Below are 19,947 nucleotides of genomic sequence, written 5' to 3'. Positions count from 1 at the left end.
GTGAAGTTGTGCCGCGGCGGTGGGCATGATGTGGCCCATTCCAGCGAGTTGCCGTAGCCCCAAGGATCGTCCACGGTGACCACCTCGCCGTAGCGATAGGACTTGAAGACGTTCCATACGAACGGCAGTGTCGAAGCACCGAGCACGAACGCACCGATGGTGGAGATGATGTTCAGCGTGGTGAATCCATCGGAGGCCAGGTAGTCGGCGTAGCGACGCGGCATGCCCTCGTTACCGAGCCAGTGCTGGACCAGGAAAGTGCCATGGAAGCCGAGGAACGTGAGCCAGAAGTGCCACTTGCCCAGCGTCTCGTCCATCATCCGGCCGGTCATCTTCGGGAACCAGAAGTAGATGCCCGAGAACGTTGCGAACACCACCGTGCCGAAGACCACGTAGTGGAAGTGCGCCACCAGGAAATAGGTGTCGGTGACGTGGAAGTCGATCGGCGGGCTGGCGAGCAGGACACCGGAGAGACCGCCGAAGAGGAACGTGATCAAGAAGCCGAATGCGAACAGCATCGGGGTTTCCAGTGTCACCTGACCTCGCCACAAAGTGCCGATCCAGTTGAAGATCTTCACACCGGTCGGAATCGCGATCAAGAACGTCATGAACGAGAAGAACGGCAACAGCACCGCACCCGTGGCGTACATGTGGTGGGCCCACACCGCGATCGAGAGAGCAGCGATGGCAATCGTTGCGTAGATCAAGGTGGTGTATCCGAACATCGGCTTACGCGAGAAGACCGGGAACACCTCGGACACGATCCCGAAGAACGGCAACGCGATGATGTACACCTCGGGGTGGCCGAAGAACCAGAACAAGTGCTGCCACAACAACACTCCACCGGTCGCCGGGTCGAACAGATGCGCACCGAGATGTCGATCGGCTGCCAATCCCAACAGTGCCGCCGTCAACAACGGGAAAGCAAGAAGAATCAGAATGCTGGTGACCAAGATGTTCCACGTGAAAATGGGCATCCGGAACATCGTCATACCTGGCGCCCGCAAGCAGATGACCGTCGTGATCATGTTCACAGCACCGAGAATGGTGCCGAGACCAGCGATCGCGAGACCCATGATCCACAGGTCTGCACCGACACCCGGCGAATGCAATGCACTCGAGAGCGGGGTGTATGCGGTCCAACCGAAGTCAGCAGCACCACCGGGGGTGATGAATCCTGCCGAGGCGACCAACGCACCGAACAGGTAGAGCCAATACGAGAAAGCATTCAACCGCGGGAACGCCACGTCCGGCGCACCGATCTGCAGCGGCAGAATGTAGTTGGCGAAGCCGAACACGACCGGTGTCGCGTAGAGCAACAGCATGATCGTGCCGTGCATGGTGAACAGCTGGTTGTACTGCTCGTTCGACAGGAACTGCATCCCCGGTACCGCCAGCTCGGCGCGCATGAGCAACGCCATCAAGCCACCGACAAGGAAAAACGCAATCGATGTCACGATGTACATGATCCCCAACACCTTGGGATCTGTCGTCGTCACCGCCTTGTGAACGAATGAACCCTTGGGTCCCATCCGCGGCGGAAAAGGCCTCACCGCTTCCACAGCGGGAGTGGGCCTAGGCGCTAGGGCAGTCACTGATCCTCCTGAATGCGCGTCGTACCTCGAACCACGAGGCGACGTCCTGGTGTCTTGCGCTCCACGAATCGTAGACCGTCCCACAGAGCAGCGCCGAACCGGTCCTACCGTGTGTCGTATTCGATTGTACGAACCTCCGAACAACGAAACCAATCCACGCGCACACAACCATGTGAAGGGGCCGACGGCTGCGGACCGATAAGGTGTGAGCGCATCCCACTCCCGTTAGGAAACGCACGAGTTGTCCACTACCTCAGGCCTGTCGACCGTGACTTCGACTCCGCGCGCCGGGCTGATTCTGGCCATCGGCGTCGCCCTGTTCACAGCCGGGTGCTCCACTCCCCCCTCGTCCTCGGACGACGCGTCGACCATTGTCCGGAGCACGACCAATATCGCCGGAGCTGGTGTGGTCGGCAACGACCGCAAGACTGCTGGTCTATGCCCCGAGCCTGCTCCGCTCGATCCGACCGGCATAGAAGGATCGGTACGACCGGTCGGCCACAGCGAAGGAATAAGCAACGTTCCGGCCGACCCCATGCGCATCGTGGTGCTCGACGCAGCCTCGCTCGATGCCACCTGCGCGGTGGGCGTCTGGGAACGAGTCGTCGGCGCGTCGACGCTCGACCCCGACTTTCGTGGAGACGGTGACCAAGAGCTGTATCTAGGACCGGGCATCGCGAGAGTTCCGAGCGTCGGAACTCTCGGCGCTCCGAACATCGACGCGGTCGCCACTCTCGCCCCCGACCTCATCATCGGGTCCGATTCACTGGGCCGGGATACTTACGCGGCTCTCAGCGATATCGCACCCACCGTCTTCACGAGCTCCGATGATGGTTGGAAGGGCACGTTCTTGCAATCGGCTGCTGCCCTCGGACGTGGTCGGACCGGATTCGACGAACTCGCTCGATTCAGTGCCGACGCTCAGCGGGCCGGCCGCGACATCGATGCCACCCAGACCCAAGCCTCCGTCGTGCGTTTCCTTCCCGATTCCATCGTCACCGATTCCACGACGTCCTTCGCCGGCCAGGTGCTCGCGGAGATCGGCGTTCAGCGCCCACCCGCCCAACGCGATGGTGAAGTCACCGTCGCGCCCGACGATCTGCTCGCGGCAGAAGGCGACATCGTCTACGTGCGCTTCGACGGCGAAGAGGGCGAATCGTTCGGAACCGAGGTCCTGCGCAGCGATCCGTGGCTCGAGCTCGGATCGGTGAAGGACGGCCGCGTGTTCGCCGTAGACGACACAGTGTGGTCCGGGAGCGGCATCGTCGCGGCGCGGGCGATTCTTGCGGACGTGCAGAACTCCCTCAACGCATACGCTTCCTGAGGTGCCGGTACCCGAGTTCGTCCTCTCGCTCCGGCGACGAGTGGGTACGGCCCCGCTCTGGCTCTCCGGCGTCAGCGCAGTCGTCCTGGACGAAAACGACCGGATACTCCTCACGAGGCGACGCGACAACGGCCTCTGGGCAGTGGTGTCGGGCATTCTCGAACCCGGCGAAGAACCCGGACCCGCGGCACTACGCGAGATCACCGAGGAGACCGGGATCGATGCGGAACTGATTCGGTTGACGAGCGTCGACGTCACCGGGCCGATCACTTACCCGAACGGCGACCAAGCGCAGTACCTCGATCTCACTTTCCTAGCCCGCCGCACTGGAGGGGAAGCGTACGTCGCCGACGACGAAAATTTGGCAGTGGAATGGTTCGCGTCCGACGCGCTACCGGAAACCCTCTCGGAGACTTCACGTTTGCGAATCGACAAAGCACTCGACGACTCGGTGGAGGCCTGGTTTCGTACTTGATGCACCCGGTGTGGTGTGTTCGGCTACCGTCCGGTTGCCGAACACACCACACCGTCCCTAGGTCAGAAGTCCCAGTCGTCGTCTTCGGTGTTGACTGCCTTACCGATGACATACGACGAGCCCGAGCCCGAGAAGAAGTCGTGATTCTCATCGGCGTTGGGTGAGAGCGCCGACAAGATGGCTGGGTTCACGTCGGTTTCGTCCTTCGGGAACAACCCTTCGTATCCCAGGTTGTTCAGTGCCTTGTTCGCGTTGTATCGCAGGAACTTCTTGACGTCCTCGGTGAGCCCGATCTCGTCGTAGAGATCCTGGGTGTACTCGACCTCGTTGTCGTACAGTTCGAACAGCAGCTCGAACGTGTAGTTCTTGAGTTCTTCGCGCTCGGCTTCGGTGACCTTCTCCAGACCCCGCTGATACTTGTATCCGATGTAGTAGCCGTGCACAGCTTCGTCACGGATGATCAACCGGATCAGGTCGGCGGTGTTGGTGAGCTTGGCTCGTGAAGACCAGTACATCGGCAGGTAGAAGCCCGAGTAGAACAGGAAAGACTCGAGCAGGGTCGACGCGACCTTTCGCTTGAGTGGATCGTCACCGTGATAGAACTTCAGGACGATCTCGGCCTTACGTTGCAGGTTGACGTTCTCTTCGGACCACCGGAACGCGTCGTCGATATCTCGCGTGGAACTCAGTGTGGAGAAGATCGAGCTGTAGCTCTTCGCATGCACCGACTCCATGAACGCGATGTTCGTGTAGACAGCTTCTTCGTGCGGGGTGATCGCGTCGGGAATGAGGCTGACCGCTCCGACTGTCCCCTGGATCGTGTCCAGCAGAGTGAGCCCGGTGAACACCCGCATCGTCAACTGCTTCTCGACTGCATTCAGCGTCGCCCACGACGGAATGTCGTTCGAAACCGGCACCTTCTCCGGCAGCCAGAAATTACTGGTCAGGCGCTCCCACACCTCCGAGTCCTTGTCATCCTGGACGCGATTCCAGTTGATGGCCGAGACACGATCGATGAGTTTCACGATGCTTCCTTCACTACCGGTGTAACACTGCCAATATTGGCCTACCTGAACACTACCTGTTGTGGCGAGAGTTGAACCTCAGCACAAGATGTGCGCGGTAGACCTTGTGCGTATCCGACAGGTACACACAAGGTCTACGACAACGAAAGCTTCACAGCATGCAGGACACGCAACCTTCAACCTCGGTGCCTTCCAACGCCATCTGACGAAGGCGGATGTAGTACAGAGTCTTGATTCCCTTACGCCATGCGTAGATCTGCGCCTTGTTGATGTCGCGGGTCGAGGCCGTGTCCTTGAAGAACAACGTCAAGGACAACCCCTGATCGACGTGTTGCGTTGCCGCAGCGTAGGTGTCGATGATCTTCTCGTACCCGATCTCGTACGCATCCTGATAGAACTCCAGGTTGTCGTTGTTCAGGTACGGCGCCGGGTAATAGACGCGACCGATCTTGCCTTCCTTGCGGATCTCGATCTTCGAGGCAACCGGGTGGATCGAGGAGGTCGAGTTGTTGATGTAGGAGATCGATCCCGTCGGCGGTACTGCCTGCAGGTTCTGGTTGTAGATGCCGTGTTCTTGCACCGACGCCTTCAGCGCGGACCAGTCGGCCTGCGTCGGAATGTGCACACCGGCGTCGGCGAACAACGCGGCGACGCGGGACGTGGCAGGCTCCCAGACCTCGTCGGTGTACTTGTCGAAGAATTCACCCGATGCGTACTTGGAGTCCGGGAAACCCTTGAAGTATTCACCGCGCGCGATCGAGAGTTGGTTGGACGCCTGGATGGCATGAAATACCACGGTGTAGAAGTAAATGTTCGTGAAGTCGATGCCCTCGGTGGATCCGTAGTGAATCCGCTCGCGCGCCAAATATCCATGCAGGTTCATCTGGCCGAGGCCGATTGCGTGAGAGTCGTTGTTCCCCTGCTCGATCGACGGAACCGAGAAGATGTGAGTCTGATCGGACACGGCCGTGAGCCCGCGGATTGCCACTGCGATGGTTTTGCCGAAATCTGGCGAATCCATTGTCTTGGCGATGTTCAGCGAGCCGAGGTTGCAGGAAATATCTTTGCCGACGTGGCTGTACGACAAATCGTCGTTGAATGTCGACGGGGTCGAGACCTGCAGGATTTCCGAGCACAGGTTCGAGTGAGTGATCTTGCCCTTCACCGGGTTGGCCCGATTCACGGTGTCCTCGAACATGATGTACGGGTATCCGGATTCGAACTGCAGCTCGGCGAGCGTCTGGAAGAACTCGCGTGCCTTGATCTTCGTCTTGCGGATCCGCTTGTCGTCGACCATCTCGTAGTACGTCTCACTGACGTTGATGTCCGCGAACGGCACCCCGTAGATCCGCTCGACGTCGTACGGCGAGAAGAGATACATGTCTTCGTTCTTCTTCGCCAATTCGAACGTGATGTCCGGGATGACGATTCCGAGTGAGAGCGTCTTTATACGAATCTTCTCGTCCGCATTCTCGCGCTTGGTATCGAGGAACTTGTAGACGTCGGGATGGTGCGCATGCAGGTACACAGCGCCTGCACCTTGACGCGCACCGAGCTGGTTCGCGTAGGAGAAGGAGTCCTCGAGCAGCTTCATGATCGGAATGACACCCGAGGACTGATTCTCGATTCGCTTGATCGGCGCGCCGGCTTCACGAATATTACTGAGCAGCAGCGCAACTCCACCGCCGCGCTTGGACAGCTGCAGTGCGGAGTTGATCGATCGACCGATCGATTCCATGTTGTCTTCGATGCGCAGCAGGAAGCACGAAACCGGCTCGCCGCGCTGCTTCTTACCGGAGTTGAGAAAAGTGGGAGTCGCGGGCTGGAAACGGCCTGCGATGATTTCGTCGACCAGATCGGTGGCAAGGGCTTCGTCACCTGCACCGAGAGTCAGGGCAACCATGCAGACGCGATCTTCGAACCGCTCCAGGTAGCGCTTGCCGTCGAACGTCTTCAGCGTGTACGAGGTGTAGTACTTGAATGCACCCAGGAACGTCGGGAAGCGGAACTTCTTCGAGTAGGCGTGGTTGATGAGGAACTTGACGAACTCGCGGGAGTACTGATCGAGAACCTCTGCCTCGTAATAGTTTTCCTCGACCAAATAGTCCAGCTTTTCATCCAGATCGTGAAAGAACACGGTGTTCTGGTTGACGTGCTGCAGGAAATATTGGTTGGCCGCTTCGCGGTCCTTCTCGAACTGAATCTCCCCATTGGGGCCATACAGATTCAGCATCGCGTTCAGCGCGTGATAGTCCAGATCACCATCCGCGCGGACGGTTGTCTGGGCGGGTGCTGTATCGGTGATTGTCGGTGCCACGGCGGGTGCTCCACTTTCTTCGTGCGTCTTGTACTGCTGAACTCGTACTGATGTCAGTAGGTGTGCGCCGCTCGTCGCGACTCCCGCTCCCAGAAATCGCCGAGACCGTCCCGAACACGAACTACGTCTTCGGGGGTCCCCATCAGTTCGAAGCGATAAAGGTAAGGAACAGCGCACTTCTGTGAGATGACATCGCCCGCAAAACAGAACGAGTCACCGAAGTTGGTATTACCAGCTGCGATGACTGCTCTGATCAAGGACCGGTTGTGCTTGTCGTTGAGAAACTTGATCACTTGCTTGGGAACGTAGTTGGTGTCACGGCCGGCAAATGTGGTGCCACCGCCGTAGGTCGGGACGATCAGAACGTACGGCTGATCCACCCGAAATTCGTCCGGCCGGTGAATCGGTATCCGACTCGACGGAAGATCCAACTTGGTGACGAATCTATGAGTGTTCTCCGACGCACTGGAGAAGTACACCAGTGGGTGCGTCGAGGCAGGAAGCCGAGCCGAATCGAGACCGGTGAACGTCACACCTGCTCATCTCCGTCTTCTGTTCAAGCAACGCTTGCGGTGAGCGACTTGATGCGATCGGGGCGAAATCCCGACCAATGAGTGTCGCCGGCAACGACGACCGGCGCCTGCAGGTAGCCGAGCGCCATGATGTAGTCACGGGCCTCGGTGTCCTGTGAAATATCGATGATCGAGTACTCGATACCCTCTTTGTCGAGGGCGCGGTAGGTGGCATTGCACTGAACGCAAGCGGGCTTGGTGTAGACGGTGACGCTCATGGGGTTCCCTTCTCACTGTCCAGCATCGCGGAGTTCACCGAGATGCTCGTGATGCACTGCGGAATAGCTTTTCGGACTTCTTTTTCGTCTGTGTGTCGATTCCGGATACGAACCCGGATTCGAGCAGTTCCGAGCGGGATTTCACGGGCTCCGTACCGGTTTTCTTGGCGGGGAGCGTTGTGGCCTCTCGGTTGTTCAGACACTACACCTAGTGTCCGACTTATAGCTAGAACACGAGATGTTGCGAACAACATGCATGACATTCGCTGGTCACGCTCTCGAGATGGACCAAAAGTCGAGGCCCTTCGGCGTGTCGTGCATCACAACTTTTCCTGGTGCGCATACGCCGCGCAGCCGCCAAAGAGCCGTCCATGCAACCGCAAGTCGACACGCTGCACCCGAAGGGTGAAATCTGCGACCCGTAGGCAGCAGAGAGCCCCCGAACACAACATTCGGGGGCTCGGCCACGACGCCTCCACCGAGCAGTTCGCTCCGGGATCGGCGCGCTTCGAATCAGGCGTCGACGAGCTCGTGCGATGCCTTGACCAACTCGGCCACCACAGCGGAAATCTGTGCCGACACCTCTGCGTTTTCACGGGGATGCGCGGAACCGAACTTGTCCATGGTGCCGCCGATGGTGAGCACGACGTCCTCGAGAACCTTTCCGCCCGCGATGCCGACCGACTTACGGGTGTCGTCATGAGCCCACTTGGCTCCGTTACCGCTCGGCGAGGCGGAAATGACAGCAACCGGCTTTCCTTGTACGGCACCCACCCCATACGGACGAGACAGCCAATCGATGGCGTTTTTCAAGACCGCGGGAATGGTGCCGTTGTACTCAGGAGTGACGAGGAGAAACGCGGTGGCCCCCTCGGCTGCTGCACGCAGACTCAGTGCAGCCGCAGGCACCTTGCCCTCGACGTCGAGGTCCTCGTTGTAGAACGGCACATCCGCAAGTCCTTCGTACACGAGCGCGTCGGCACCCTCGGGCACGAGCGCGGCGGCGGTCTCTGCAATCTGCTTGTTCACGGAGTCGACGCGAAGACTGCCGACGAGAACGAGTAAGTGCGCTTGCGACATGAAAGAAATTCCTTCGGAAGTTGGACTGCGGGTGTAAGTGCATTCCTACCATCGCAAGCGGACTCCGGTCCACTTCTGTTCCGGGAGCAGGTATGGTGTCGCTTGTGACCGATTTCATGCTCCCCATCGCCGGCGAGGAAACCGAGCGCTGCGACGCCGCACGTAACCGCCGCCTCTTACTGGACGCGGCCACCGAACTCGTCGCCACAGTCGGGGCGGACGCTGTCACGATGGACGCACTGGCCGCCCGAGCCGGTGTGGGCAAAGGCACAGTTTTCCGCCGCTTCGGAAGCCGATCCGGACTCATGCAAGCGTTGGTCGACCACACCGAGAAGGAGCTGCAACACGGCTTCCTGTTCGGTCCCCCACCGCTGGGCCCAGGGGCAGACCCGATCGACCGATTGGTCGCGTTCGGGCGCGCCCGCTTGAACCTCGTCGAAGTCCAAGGAGAGGTCATGCGCGCAGCCGAAAACTCACCTGAACTGCGATATTCCGCACCTGCACACAGGGTCAACTACACGCACGTTCTCAACCTCCTCCGAACTGCCCACATGGAGGGCGACCTCGAACTCCTCGCTTACGGACTCCTGACACCGCTCGAAGCAACACTCGTCCTGCACCAATTCCGCGACCTCGGCATGTCGAAGCAACGGCTTGCCGACGGCTGGGAAGACCTGGTCCGTCGAGCAACCCGTCAGGAGAGCAGCTCCACCGCCTCCGCAGCACGGTGAAGTGCCGCACCGTACGACGGGCCGTGTCCCGCTGCGTGCACGGCCAAAGGGTGTAACTGGTGCAACCGAATACGCGTCTCCCAGCCCTCGCGCAGTCGAAACACCGACTGATAGCCGTCGACGATGTCCGTCAGAAGTGGACAGCCGAACAGTTCCAGCATTGCCAGATCGGTTTCACGGTGGCCGCCGTGCGCTGCCGGATCGATCATCACCGCGGCGGAATCGGTCCAGATGACGTTTCCGGTCCACAGATCTCCGTGAATGCGGCTCGGCGGCTCGCCGTCGTCGACACAGCCCGCACGAACTCGCTCACACGCACGCTCGATATCAGCCGCCTGACTCTGCGTCACGTTTCCCACCTCCAGCGCTACCCGCAGGAACGGACGAACCCTCTCCTCGACGTAAAACGAGCCCCACGACGGGTGCTCGACGCTCGACATCGGCCTTGCCCCGATAAATAACTGACCATCGAAACCATCTGGAGGACAACCGAACCCACGAGCTCCGCTACTGTGAACGGTGGCAAGCCCAGCCCCGAACGCGCGGGCCGCGGCCTGCGTCGGCGATCCGAGATCCAGTCGGGCCAGATCGATATGTGTCGGTCCGACGTCCAGCACATCGACGGTCGCGCCGCCGCCCGCCCGTAGCCATGCAAGCCCGGCGGCCTCGGCTGCGAAGAAGTCAGGGTGGGCACTGCGATCGGACTTCGAAAAGGTCTTCGCTGTCATCACGTGCAGTGTACGGAGCGCACCTAAGATGGCGTGATGTCTCTCATCCGTTCGGAATTGCGCACTCGAATCCAACGTGAACTCGCGGTCCAGTCGACCATCGACCCTGCCTCCGAGATCACCCGACGCGTCGACTTTCTCAAGAACTACCTCCGTTCGACACCTGCCACAGGGTTCGTGCTCGGCATCAGCGGCGGTCAGGACAGCACCTTGACCGGAAAGCTGGCTCAACGCGCGGTCACCGAACTTCGCAGCGAAGGCGCCGAAGCCGGATTTCTTGCTGTGCGTCTCCCCTACGGTGTGCAGGCCGACGAGGACGATGCATCCATCGCGCTGTCGTTCATCGATCCCGACCGGACCGTGACCGTCAATATCAAAGCATCGGCCGACGCAGCCGCCGCCTCGGTGGCGGACGCCCTGGGCAACGACGAGGTTCGCGACTTCGTGCGCGGCAATATCAAGGCTCGCGAACGCATGGTGGCGCAATACGCACTCGCAGGCGAACTCGGCTACGTCGTGGTCGGCACTGATCATGCTGCCGAGGCGATCACCGGATTCTTCACCAAATTCGGCGACGGCGGAGTGGACATCACACCTCTTACCGGACTGACGAAGCGTCAGGGGGCCGAGCTGCTGCGAGAACTCGATGCACCGGAGAGCACGTGGAAGAAGGTGCCCACTGCGGATTTGGAGGACGATCGTCCAGCACTCCCCGACGAGGAGGCCCTGGGTGTGACGTACGCGCAAATCGACGACTACCTCGAAGGCAAGGACGTGACCGAGGAGGTTGCCGAGAAACTGGAAAGGATGTTCTTGAACTCCAGGCACAAGCGCGCGGTTCCCGTCACACCGTTCGACGATTGGTGGACCACCGAGAACTGAGCCCTCGGGCTAGCCGCCTGCGAACGGTGGCAGGATGTCGACTCGGTCACCGAACGTCGCGGTGGGATCGCGCGTGAGATCGTCACCGATCAAAAACGCAGACACGCGCAGAACATCGGCCACCTTTCCGCCGTGCCTGTGAGCTACCGCAGCTTTCAACGCCGCGAGATCGCTGCCCACGGGCAGATCGAAAGTCTCGACGGCACATCCCGACGCGTCCGCCGCACCGGCGAAGTAACGAACCTCAACCACCTATAGCTCCCATACTTCTCGTCGGAGGAACGAAACCTTCGGCGTCGATTCCGTGTCCTGCCCATTTGTTCCACATTGCGCCCCGCCACAGTGCAGCGAGTTCGTCATCGGTTGCTCCCCCGCGCATGGCCGCCCGCAGGTCGGTTTCCTCGTCGCTGAACAGACACGACCGCACTGTTCCTTCGGCGGTGAGCCGAGTTCGATCGCAGTCGGAGCAGAACGACCTGGTGACGGACGCGATGATGCCCACGGTGGCGTCGGTTCCGTCGACTGCCCACTCCTCGGCCGGCGCAGACGGATCCTCGCGACCGACCTCGGTCAGGTCGAAACGGGTGGAGAGCACATCGAGCAGTTGCTGCGCGTCGAGCATGTTGGAACGAGCCCATTCATGATCGGCGTCTAGCGGCATCTGCTCGATGAATCGAAGGGCCACGCCTTCGTTCAGGCACCACTCGAGCAGGTCGCCTGCACCGTGCAGCGTCTCCGGCATGAGTACGGCGTTCACTTTGACAGGGTTCAACCCGGCTCGCTTCGCTGCCCGGATTCCCGCCATGACGGACGGCAGACGATCGCGTCGGGTGAGTTCGGCGAAATGCGCGCGGTCGATGGAATCGAGCGAGACGTTGACTCGGCTCAGTCCGGCTGCGACGAGGCTCTCCGCCCGATGCTCCAAACCGATGGCGTTGGTGGTCATCGCAAGAGGAATGCCGGGCACTTGCTGTGCGCATCGGGCGAGAATGTCGGTCAGATCGGCCCGCATCAGCGGTTCACCCCCGGTGAAGCGCACTTCCTCGACCCCGAGCCGATGTACCGCGAGGGATACTACTCGCGCGATCTCCTCGGCAGTGAGCAGGTTCTCGGCCGGAATGACAGGCAGACCTTCTTCAGGCATGCAATATGTACAACGGAGCGAACACTTTTCGGTGATGGACACCCGCAGATCGCGCGCCACCCGGCCGAACCGGTCTATCAGAACCGGTACCTCGGGCCGGTCGTCCACCGAGAACACCGCAGGGCTCTTCGAAGATTCGGCGTTATTGGAAGATTCGGGGCCCTTCACCGAGGGGATACCGAGTCCGACGACACTGCTGACGGTCATGTGCACCCTCCTCGTGAAACTAGAGCGAATCCTCGCTCCGACAACGCTACGTGGTCCAGTATGCCGTTCCTCACAGAACGGGGGGCCTCGGCCGTCTCCAATTTCGAAAACACGCACGCCTAGGATCGACTATATGAAGACCCGCGCCACGTCGGCCCCGAAGGCGAGCGGAGCATGAGCGCGGCCTCGGTCGAGGACCACGCCGCTCACGTTCGACGCCTACTCGATCCCTTGAAGACACGCACCGCGGAGTCGGTCCTGCTGAGCGATGCACTGGGCCGTGTGGCCTACGCCGACGTCGCTTCGCCGGTCGATCTTCCACTGTTCAGGAATTCGCAGATGGATGGATACGCAGTCCACTCGTCGGCGATCACCACGGTTCCGGTGACCCTCGAGGTTGCGGGCACAGTGGCCGCGGGAGCGACGGGGCCGAGTGCAGTGCAACCCGGGACCAGCGTCAAGATCATGACCGGCGCCCCGGTCCCGGAAGGTGCGGACACCATCGTGCCCGTCGAGCACACGACTGCGGGTGACGAGCATTCCGTCACGATCGAGGTGTCCCGGCAACCCGGTGACTACATTCGCGAGCAGGGCAGCGACGTCATCGCCGGTACCACGCTGATCCACGCAGGCCAGCTTCTCGAACCTCGTCACATTGCAGTCCTTGCCGCAGTCGGCTTGTCTCACACGCAGGTTCGCAGTCGTCCACGAGTTGCCGTGATCACCACCGGCGCCGAACTCGTCGAGGCGGGCTCGTCGCTTCGGCTCGGCCAAATTTTCGATTCCAACGGCATCGCACTGGCATCTCATCTTCGGAGCAACGGCGCCGAAGTCACGGGCGTACACCGCAGCTCGGACGAGCCTGCGGACTTTACTCGAATCGTCACCGCTGCCGCCGCCGAATCCGAGCTCATCATCACCTCCGGCGGGGTGTCCATGGGCGATTTCGAGGTCGTGAAGGATGTGTTGCTCCCACTGGGCGGACAATTCGGGCCGGTACGGATGCAGCCAGGCGGACCTCAAGGTACAGCCGTCGTCGACGGCGTTCCCGTGTTGAACTTTCCGGGTAATCCAGTGAGCACCGTTGTCTCGTTTCTGGTGTTCGCACGTGATGTGCTTCGTGACGCTGCAGGCTTACCGCCGGTGCCGACCCGGGTGGCGAAGTTGGCGACAGACGTCACCTCCGTCGCAGGCAAACGGCAGTTTTCGAGAGGGAAGCTGGAGGGAGAAACCGTGACATTGATCGCCGGAGCAGGTTCGCACCTCGTTGCCGCGATGGCATGGGCAGACGTGTTGGTGGATGTGCCCGTCGAAGTGACCGAGATGACCGCAGGGTCCGAAGTGACAGTGGTGCCGTTATGACAAGTTTTTCCCATGTCGATTCCGAAGGCCGCGCCCGCATGGTCGACGTGTCACACAAGTCCGACACCACCCGAATAGCAGTCGCTGCAGGCGAACTGGTCACCACTGCCGAAGTTGTCTCCCTCGTCCGCGCTGATGGAATGCCGAAGGCAGATGTGTTGGCCACGGCTCGAATCGCGGGTATTTCCGGGGCCAAGAAGACCTCGGAGCTGATACCGCTGTGCCATCAACTGGCACTGTCTTCGGTGGATGTGCGCTTCGGATTCACCGACACGACGATCACTGTCGAGGCAACGGCGAAGACCACCGGTCCGACGGGAGTGGAAATGGAGGCGCTGACGGCCGTCGCAGTCGCCGGTCTCACCCTGCACGACATGGTCAAGGCCGTCGACCCGTCCGCAACCATGAACAATGTGCGCCTGCTGAGCAAAGAGGGCGGAAAACATGGGCGATGGTCTAGGGGCGTCGAGAAGGACCACGAAACACCCAGCGCTGGAACTAGATCTGCTGTTGTACTCGTCGCGTCGACAGGTGGTGCGCGAGGTACCCGCGAAGACACCACTGGACCGGTGATAGTGCGGTGGTTGCAGGAGCGTGAGTTCACTGTTCGCGGGCCGCTGGTATTTGCCGACGCCGATATCGCATCCGGCCTGGACGACGCCTTGACCGGTGCGCCGTCACTGGTGATCAGCACCGGGGGTACGGGCGTATCACCGACCGATGCCACTCCGGAGGCGACGCGAGCAGTTCTCGATCGCGAACTCCCCGGGATCGCCGACGCGATTCGGGCCAAGGGGACCACCGTCACTCCTCATGCGACATTGAGTCGTGGACTGACCGGGCTTGCAGGAACGACCGTCATCGTGAACTTGCCTGGGTCACCCGGGGGCGTCAAGGACGGACTCTCGGTTCTCGGGCCGATCCTCGACCATCTGCTCGCGCAGGTTGCCGGTGATGGTCTGCATGCCGAAACACAGGAAGGCGAATTGCCGTGAACGAGCCTTTGGCAGAGATCTCGAAGAATAGGATCGATATCGACATCGTCGAGGCCGCAGTCTCCGGGCCGGAGCACGGCGCAGTCGTACTCTTCAGCGGTGTGGTGCGCAATCACGATGGCGGACAAGCCGTCTCCGCACTCGAATATCAGGCGCATCCCGATGCAGAGAAATTCCTCCGCGCCTGTTGCGCGGAAGTGGCGGCGGAGTCAGGGTTGCCCGTCGCGGCAGTACATCGCGTCGGGGACCTGGTCGTCGGCGATATCGCGCTCGTCGCCGCGGTCGCGTCCCCACATCGCGCGGAGGCCTTCGCGACGTGCGCCACGCTCGTAGAACGCATCAAGTCCGAAGTTCCCATCTGGAAGCGTCAGCATTTCGCCACCGGTACCTCGGAATGGGTCGGTCTCTGACTGCTGCATCGGAGCGCCAGTTCACGCTGGATTCGGCGTGTATCGATGAACCGGCAGCATCGCCGGTCGATCGGTCGGGTCCCCGGCCCGGCGGATGCAGTCGAGCAGGCGGACCTCGACCAACTCTTCGTCGATATCCGTTCCGATCAACACCAGCGAGGTCGCTCTTCGCTCGCCGCGGCCCCACGCGGTCGATTCGAGTCGGATGTGCCGACCGACCGTACCGAGTACATATTTTCCCGCGTAGCCATCCACACCGAAATACACGAAACCCTTGGCACGGTAGACCTCTCCCGACGGATTCTCCATCACCTCGATGAAGCGGCGCGGGTCCATCGGCTCTTCGGTCTCGAAGCTCGTAGTCGTATAGGCGGCATGCAGATGCCGCGAGTGATCGCCTGGATCCTCGTCCTCGTACAGCACCTCGTCGAACGACAATTGCCGTGCCGAGCTTCTATCGTCAGCCCGAGTCGGAACATCGAAAAGCAACGCTGCGTCGACGCGGCCATGTCTGGTCACCACGATCGGGACGTCTCCGACTCTCTCGCGGACACTATCGAGAACCGCAGCCGTCTCGGCATCGTCGAGTCGGTCGGTCTTGTTGAGTACCACGAGGTCTGCGAGGCGGAGGTGTTGTTCGATCTCGGGATGCCGTTCGACGGTGCCGCCGAATTCGACTGCATCGACGACTCCGACTAGGCCGCCGTAGACGATCGCAGAATTGTTGCTGGCCAGCACCATTCGAATGAGACTTCTCGGCTCCGCAATGCCACTGGCCTCGACGACGATCACGTCGAGCGCCCTCGCGGGCTCGGACAGAAGGTCGAACATCGAATCCATCTCCTCGATGTCCACGGCGCAGCAGATGCACCCGTTACCGAGGGCCACCATCGAATCGACTTGACCGGCAACCATCATCGAATCGATATTGATGGAGCCGAAGTCGTTGACGATGACTCCGATGCGAATTCCTCGATTGTGGCGAAGCAGGTGATTGAGCAACGTCGTCTTGCCTGCGCCGAGAAATCCCGAGACGAGAATTACGGGAATCCTTCGGTCTCCGAGTGCGCGCGCCACGAATCGTGAGGTTACTCGGTTGCGAGCATCCGCTTCAGCAGGCCCTGCGCGAAGTTCGACACCGATCGAACGTTGTCGTCGGTCACCAGATCCGACAATCCGTCGATCCCGACGGAATCGACGTACGGCGCGATCCCGGCGAGCAGGCGCGCGAGCGGACTCCCCCCGGTCGAACTCGGGGCGGCTTCGAGCTTCGGCTTACCTGCCGCAGGGGTCGCCGTGGCCGAGTCTGACGGTGCGCCCGGTCCCTCCACTGGTAAGGCCGCAACAGTGGTGTCAGGGCCGAGAAGATAGTCGATCAGCCCGGTGGAGATAGCGATGGCGTGCTTCAGCTGCCCCTCCGGGCTCTCGAGCACAGCAGCGTCATCAGGATTGGAGCCGTTTCCCATCTCGACGAAAACCAAAGGCACACTGGTCAGCGCAGGCCCGGCGATGTCGGACCGCTCCTGCAGTCCGTCCACAACCCCCGCGTAGTTGGCCGCACTGAACCCGGCTCGCTCGTACGCGTCGCGCATCAGGTTCGATGCGGCCAGGCCACCGTCCGACTGGGCGGCATTGGCAGCTACGTCGGGAATGGGGAGCGTGGGAACGATCAGGTGGAACCCGTGCTTGTCGGCATCGGTGCCCACCGCCGTCGAGTCCGCATGGATGCTGACAGCGACGTCCGCTCCGGACGCACTGGCCGCCCGTGCTCGATCATCGACACAACCGCCCCACGAAGAGTCGTCGGCGCGGCTCATGACGACCGAGGCACCGAGGCTTTCCAGACTCGATTTCACCAGCTGAGCGACGTTCCAGTTGATGGTGTGTTCGGAAACTCCGTCGACGGTGGTCATCCCTGTTGTCTGGCAGTCCTTGGTGCCACCGCGACCGTCGTCGACCTGCGCAGTCAGATCTTCGGCGTGGCCGGCGCCTTGGTGACCGGGATCCACGAAGACCGTCTTGCCGTCGAGCTCTACGCCCGATGGGGCAGCCGACGCTGTTGCAGGGATCATCAGCGCGCCGGCCATCACACCTGCGGACAGCACGCCGAGCATGGAGATTCTATTCATCAAGCAGTTGGGCACACTCTGACGGAGTCGAGCGTGCCACTCCCCTTCCACATTGCGAATCAGCAGCCTCTGTGGCACACACCAGCAACAGCAGACACTTTCGTCACAAGTGAAGCAGAAGGTGAGCTCGTCATGGTCGCGCGATACCGGCTGATCCGAATCCGCAAGCGGAATGTGAGCAAGTCGACACCTAACCGTTGCAGTAGGAGTAGTGAACCGGCCACGGAGTGGTGCGTCTCGCGGTAGAACAGGTTCATGACGTTCGTGATTCTTCAACCCTGCTGCAACGACGCATCATGCGTCGATGTGTGTCCAGTCGACTGTATTCACCCCACGCCGGACGAACCTGGCTTCATGACCTCGGAGATGCTGCACATCGATCCGGATACCTGCATCGACTGCGGTGCGTGTGTGGACGAATGCCCCGTCGACGCCATCCGCGCCGACCACGAATTGGAGCCCGAGCAAGAGCGATACCTCGGGATAAATGCCAACTACTTCCAATTTCACCCGATGCAGAGCAGTGGGTACAACGCGGTTGCTTCGCCGTTCAAAGGCGTCGACTTCACGGGCCGAAGAATTGCCGTCGTCGGATCAGGCCCTGCGGCGTTCTACGCCGCCACCGAACTCGCGTCCATCCGCGGTATCGAGGTCGAGATGTACGACCGCCTGTTGACCCCGTACGGGCTGGTTCGGGCCGGCGTAGCACCCGATCATCCAGGCACCAAGGCAGTGACCGATCTCTTCCGCGCGGTCGGCGGCAAGAAGTCGGTACGGATCCATCTCGGCGTCGAGATCGGCTCCGATATCTCTCACGAAGAACTTCTCGAACACCACGACGCGGTCATCTACGCGACGGGTGCCTCCAACGATCGACGTCTCGGGATTCCAGGGGAAGATCTTCCCGGCTCTCACGCAGCAGCCGAATTCGTAGGGTGGTACAACGGCCACCCCGACTACGCCGACCGCAGCTACGACCTGAGCAGCGAAAGAGCAGTCCTCGTCGGCAACGGAAACGTCGCCCTCGACATCGCTCGTGTTCTGCTGGTTTCGCCGGCCGAACTCGAGAATACCGATATCGCCGACCACGCGCTGGAGGCCTTGCGAGGCAGCAAGATCCGCGAGGTGGTAGTTCTGGGTCGACGCGGGTCCGCCCAGGCTGCATACACGAATCCCGAATTGATCGGGTTGATGAATGCTGCCGACATCGACATCGTGTTGTCAGCCGACGAAGCCGAACCAGATGCCACCACACTGGCAGCGCTGGAAGCAGGCACCGCCGAACCCTCCATCGCGTTGAAGGTAGAACTGGCTCGCGAAATTGCAGCCGGAGACGGCCAAGGCGCAGGATCCGACCAGAACCGGAAGCGCATTGTGCTCCGTTTCTGTGTTTCCCCTGACGAGATACTCGGAGAAGAGTCGGTCACCTCTGTTCGTCTGATACACAATGAGCTTCGAACCGATGAGTCCGGCACGGTGAAAGCCGAGCGAACCTCGACCGAAGAGATGCTCGACACCGGTCTGATTCTGCGTTCGGTCGGTTATCACGGAAGCGAGATACCAGGCGTGCCGTTCGATTCCGGTGTCGGCGTGATTCCCAACAAAGAAGGCCGCGTGATCGACAATTCAGGCGAGCCGGTATCCGGAACCTATGCAACGGGCTGGATAAAGCGCGGGCCCACCGGCGTGATCGGAACCAACAAGAAGTGTGCAGCCGAGACCGTTCGAAGCCTTCTCGAAGACATAGCTGCTGACCGTCTTCCGCATGCCCGCGCGGATCGAGCGGAACTCGACCTGTTGCTGGAGAAGAAAGCGCCCGACGCGCTCGACTTTCCTGCTTGGGCACGCATCGACAAAGCAGAGGTTTCGGCTGGAAAAGACACCGGGCGTCCTCGCGTGAAGTTCGTGGGCTTGGACGAGATGAGGCTCGCAGCTCAGCCTCCGAGTACAGATCTTTCCTGATTCCAACTATCCGGCGCCGAGAACTTGTTTCGTCGATATCGTAGATTCCTACTGGACAGTCGAATACATGAATTTCCGATACACAGTCGCTGACATGGATTATTCGCGTGTTCGGTCGTATAGTTTCCTGAGTTCTACGCGGATTCATCCCGATTGATCATTGGAGACCTCCAGAATGGCCAAGAAAGTTTATGTTCAACTGGTCGACGATATCGACGACAAGCCGATCGACTCCGGCGGAGAGCACATAAGCTATTCCGTCAACGGCGTCAGCTACGAAATCGACCTCAGCGACAAAAACGCCAAAGAGTTCCACCGCAAGCTCGATTACTACATCGAGCACTCGGCCCGTGTCGGCGGTAAGCGGGTCAAGAAGGCCGTCGGTTCCACCTCGTCCGGCCAGAAGCGCGATGCCAATCAGACGAAGGCTATCCGCGAGTGGGCAAAATCCAACGGATACACCATTTCGGCTCGAGGCCGAATTCCCTCGGACGTCGAGAACGCATTCGACGCTGCCCACTGACCGGGGCTGCGGCACGTCTGGGCAAGTAAATGGGGGCCACCACGAGGTGGCCCCCATTTTCTTCGTTCATCGCCACAAACAGCGCAAGCCCTGACCAGGATCACCGGTCAGGGCTTGCGTGTACTTCTTTCAGGACGAACTCGGTGGAGCTAAGGGGACTCGAACCCCTGACCCCCACACTGCCAGTGTGGTGCGCTACCAGCTGCGCCATAGCCCCGTACTTCACAGCCGCGCTGTTTTGCGGTTGCTCGAACGAAGTTACACCATG

General features: G+C 60.7%; 20 protein-coding genes and 1 tRNA gene. 9 read left to right on the top strand and 12 right to left on the bottom strand.

Annotation, left to right across the window (positions count from 1 at the left end):
• A partial coding sequence (ctaD, locus tag BJD99_RS11385; protein WP_084346967.1) for a cytochrome c oxidase subunit I occupies positions 1-1,595 on the bottom strand: 1,595 nt, incomplete at its 3' end.
• A gap of 268 nt (positions 1,596-1,863) precedes the next feature.
• Here ctaD and BJD99_RS11380 point away from each other — a divergent pair.
• Both BJD99_RS11380 and BJD99_RS11375 read left to right on the top strand, forming a co-directional pair.
• The gene (locus BJD99_RS11380) at positions 1,864-2,919 is read left to right on the top strand and encodes an iron-siderophore ABC transporter substrate-binding protein (RefSeq protein WP_256895614.1); all 1,056 of its coding nucleotides are present in this window, start codon (positions 1,864-1,866) and stop codon (positions 2,917-2,919) included.
• Between the two features lies 1 nt (position 2,920).
• Positions 2,921-3,394: an NUDIX domain-containing protein gene (locus BJD99_RS11375; RefSeq protein WP_084346930.1), complete on the top strand. Its 474-nt coding sequence runs from the start codon at positions 2,921-2,923 to the stop codon at positions 3,392-3,394.
• Between the two features lie 62 nt (positions 3,395-3,456).
• Here BJD99_RS11375 and nrdF read toward each other — a convergent pair whose 3' ends face one another.
• The 5 genes from nrdF to BJD99_RS11350 all read right to left on the bottom strand — a co-directional run bounded on the left by nrdF (position 3,457) and on the right by BJD99_RS11350 (position 8,606).
• On the bottom strand, positions 3,457-4,419 hold the full coding sequence (gene nrdF, locus BJD99_RS11370; RefSeq protein ID WP_084346929.1) for a class 1b ribonucleoside-diphosphate reductase subunit beta: 963 nt from the start codon (positions 4,417-4,419) through the stop codon (positions 3,457-3,459).
• 151 nt (positions 4,420-4,570) lie between these two features.
• Complete coding sequence (nrdE, locus tag BJD99_RS11365; protein WP_084346928.1) at positions 4,571-6,736, bottom strand: class 1b ribonucleoside-diphosphate reductase subunit alpha; 2,166 nt, start codon at positions 6,734-6,736, stop codon at positions 4,571-4,573.
• Between the two features lie 53 nt (positions 6,737-6,789).
• Entirely contained in the window at positions 6,790-7,218 is a 429-nt protein-coding gene (gene nrdI, locus BJD99_RS11360) for a class Ib ribonucleoside-diphosphate reductase assembly flavoprotein NrdI (protein ID WP_084346965.1), read from the bottom strand.
• 74 nt (positions 7,219-7,292) lie between these two features.
• The gene (nrdH, locus tag BJD99_RS11355) at positions 7,293-7,526 is read right to left on the bottom strand and encodes a glutaredoxin-like protein NrdH (protein WP_084346927.1); all 234 of its coding nucleotides are present in this window, start codon (positions 7,524-7,526) and stop codon (positions 7,293-7,295) included.
• 513 nt (positions 7,527-8,039) lie between these two features.
• On the bottom strand, positions 8,040-8,606 hold the full coding sequence (locus BJD99_RS11350; RefSeq protein ID WP_084346926.1) for an NAD(P)H-dependent oxidoreductase: 567 nt from the start codon (positions 8,604-8,606) through the stop codon (positions 8,040-8,042).
• 104 nt (positions 8,607-8,710) lie between these two features.
• Here BJD99_RS11350 and BJD99_RS11345 point away from each other — a divergent pair, with 104 nt between their 5' ends.
• Positions 8,711-9,337 (top strand): TetR/AcrR family transcriptional regulator, encoded by a 627-nt coding sequence (locus tag BJD99_RS11345; protein ID WP_084346964.1) that lies wholly within the window; start codon positions 8,711-8,713, stop codon positions 9,335-9,337.
• On the opposite strand, the gene BJD99_RS11340 is transcribed toward BJD99_RS11345, so the two are convergent.
• Positions 9,301-10,065: a fructosamine kinase family protein gene (locus tag BJD99_RS11340; protein WP_084346925.1), complete on the bottom strand. Its 765-nt coding sequence runs from the start codon at positions 10,063-10,065 to the stop codon at positions 9,301-9,303. The genes BJD99_RS11345 and BJD99_RS11340 overlap by 37 nt on opposite strands.
• A 36-nt stretch (positions 10,066-10,101) precedes the next feature.
• Here BJD99_RS11340 and nadE point away from each other — a divergent pair, with 36 nt between their 5' ends.
• On the top strand, positions 10,102-10,947 hold the full coding sequence (nadE, locus tag BJD99_RS11335) for an ammonia-dependent NAD(+) synthetase (protein ID WP_084346924.1): 846 nt from the start codon (positions 10,102-10,104) through the stop codon (positions 10,945-10,947).
• A gap of 9 nt (positions 10,948-10,956) precedes the next feature.
• Here nadE and BJD99_RS11330 read toward each other — a convergent pair whose 3' ends face one another.
• A complete protein-coding gene (locus BJD99_RS11330) occupies positions 10,957-11,199 on the bottom strand; it encodes a MoaD/ThiS family protein (protein ID WP_084346923.1) in 243 nt (80 codons plus the stop codon).
• Positions 11,192-12,298 (bottom strand): GTP 3',8-cyclase MoaA, encoded by a 1,107-nt coding sequence (gene moaA / locus BJD99_RS11325; RefSeq protein ID WP_084346922.1) that lies wholly within the window; start codon positions 12,296-12,298, stop codon positions 11,192-11,194. The genes BJD99_RS11330 and moaA overlap by 8 nt, the downstream gene beginning before the upstream one ends.
• Positions 12,299-12,472: 174 nt before the next feature.
• On the opposite strand from moaA, the gene glp reads away from it, so the two are divergent.
• The 3 genes from glp to BJD99_RS11310 are packed head-to-tail and all read left to right on the top strand — an operon-like array spanning position 12,473 to position 15,065.
• Positions 12,473-13,660 (top strand): gephyrin-like molybdotransferase Glp, encoded by a 1,188-nt coding sequence (gene glp / locus BJD99_RS11320; protein ID WP_084346921.1) that lies wholly within the window; start codon positions 12,473-12,475, stop codon positions 13,658-13,660.
• The gene (gene moaCB / locus BJD99_RS11315; protein ID WP_084346920.1) at positions 13,657-14,655 is read left to right on the top strand and encodes a bifunctional molybdenum cofactor biosynthesis protein MoaC/MoaB; all 999 of its coding nucleotides are present in this window, start codon (positions 13,657-13,659) and stop codon (positions 14,653-14,655) included. The genes glp and moaCB overlap by 4 nt, the downstream gene beginning before the upstream one ends.
• Entirely contained in the window at positions 14,652-15,065 is a 414-nt protein-coding gene (locus BJD99_RS11310; RefSeq protein WP_084346919.1) for a molybdenum cofactor biosynthesis protein MoaE, read from the top strand. The genes moaCB and BJD99_RS11310 overlap by 4 nt, the downstream gene beginning before the upstream one ends.
• Positions 15,066-15,086: 21 nt before the next feature.
• On the opposite strand, the gene BJD99_RS11305 is transcribed toward BJD99_RS11310, so the two are convergent.
• A complete protein-coding gene (locus tag BJD99_RS11305) occupies positions 15,087-16,142 on the bottom strand; it encodes a GTP-binding protein (protein ID WP_084346918.1) in 1,056 nt (351 codons plus the stop codon).
• A gap of 11 nt (positions 16,143-16,153) precedes the next feature.
• Positions 16,154-17,194, bottom strand: a complete 1,041-nt coding sequence (locus BJD99_RS11300; protein WP_084346917.1) for an N-acetylmuramoyl-L-alanine amidase — start codon at positions 17,192-17,194, stop codon at positions 16,154-16,156.
• Positions 17,195-17,449: 255 nt separating this feature from the next.
• Between BJD99_RS11300 and BJD99_RS11295 the strand changes: the two genes are divergently transcribed.
• Together BJD99_RS11295 and BJD99_RS11290 are read left to right on the top strand one after the other, a co-directional pair.
• On the top strand, positions 17,450-19,156 hold the full coding sequence (locus tag BJD99_RS11295; RefSeq protein ID WP_084346916.1) for an FAD-dependent oxidoreductase: 1,707 nt from the start codon (positions 17,450-17,452) through the stop codon (positions 19,154-19,156).
• Positions 19,157-19,331: 175 nt separating this feature from the next.
• Positions 19,332-19,679, top strand: a complete 348-nt coding sequence (locus BJD99_RS11290) for an Lsr2 family protein (protein ID WP_084346915.1) — start codon at positions 19,332-19,334, stop codon at positions 19,677-19,679.
• Positions 19,680-19,823: 144 nt separating this feature from the next.
• Here BJD99_RS11290 and BJD99_RS11285 read toward each other — a convergent pair.
• Positions 19,824-19,896: transfer RNA gene (locus BJD99_RS11285), tRNA-Ala, on the bottom strand.
• Between the last annotated feature and the right edge of the window lie 51 nt (positions 19,897-19,947).

Origin of the sequence: Rhodococcus sp. 1163, assembly GCF_002091985.1 — a bacterium.
In the GTDB taxonomy this organism is placed as follows: domain Bacteria; phylum Actinomycetota; class Actinomycetes; order Mycobacteriales; family Mycobacteriaceae; genus Rhodococcoides.
The sequence above is the reverse complement of the archived record's forward strand: the minus strand, read 5'-3'. Positions and strand labels throughout refer to the sequence as shown.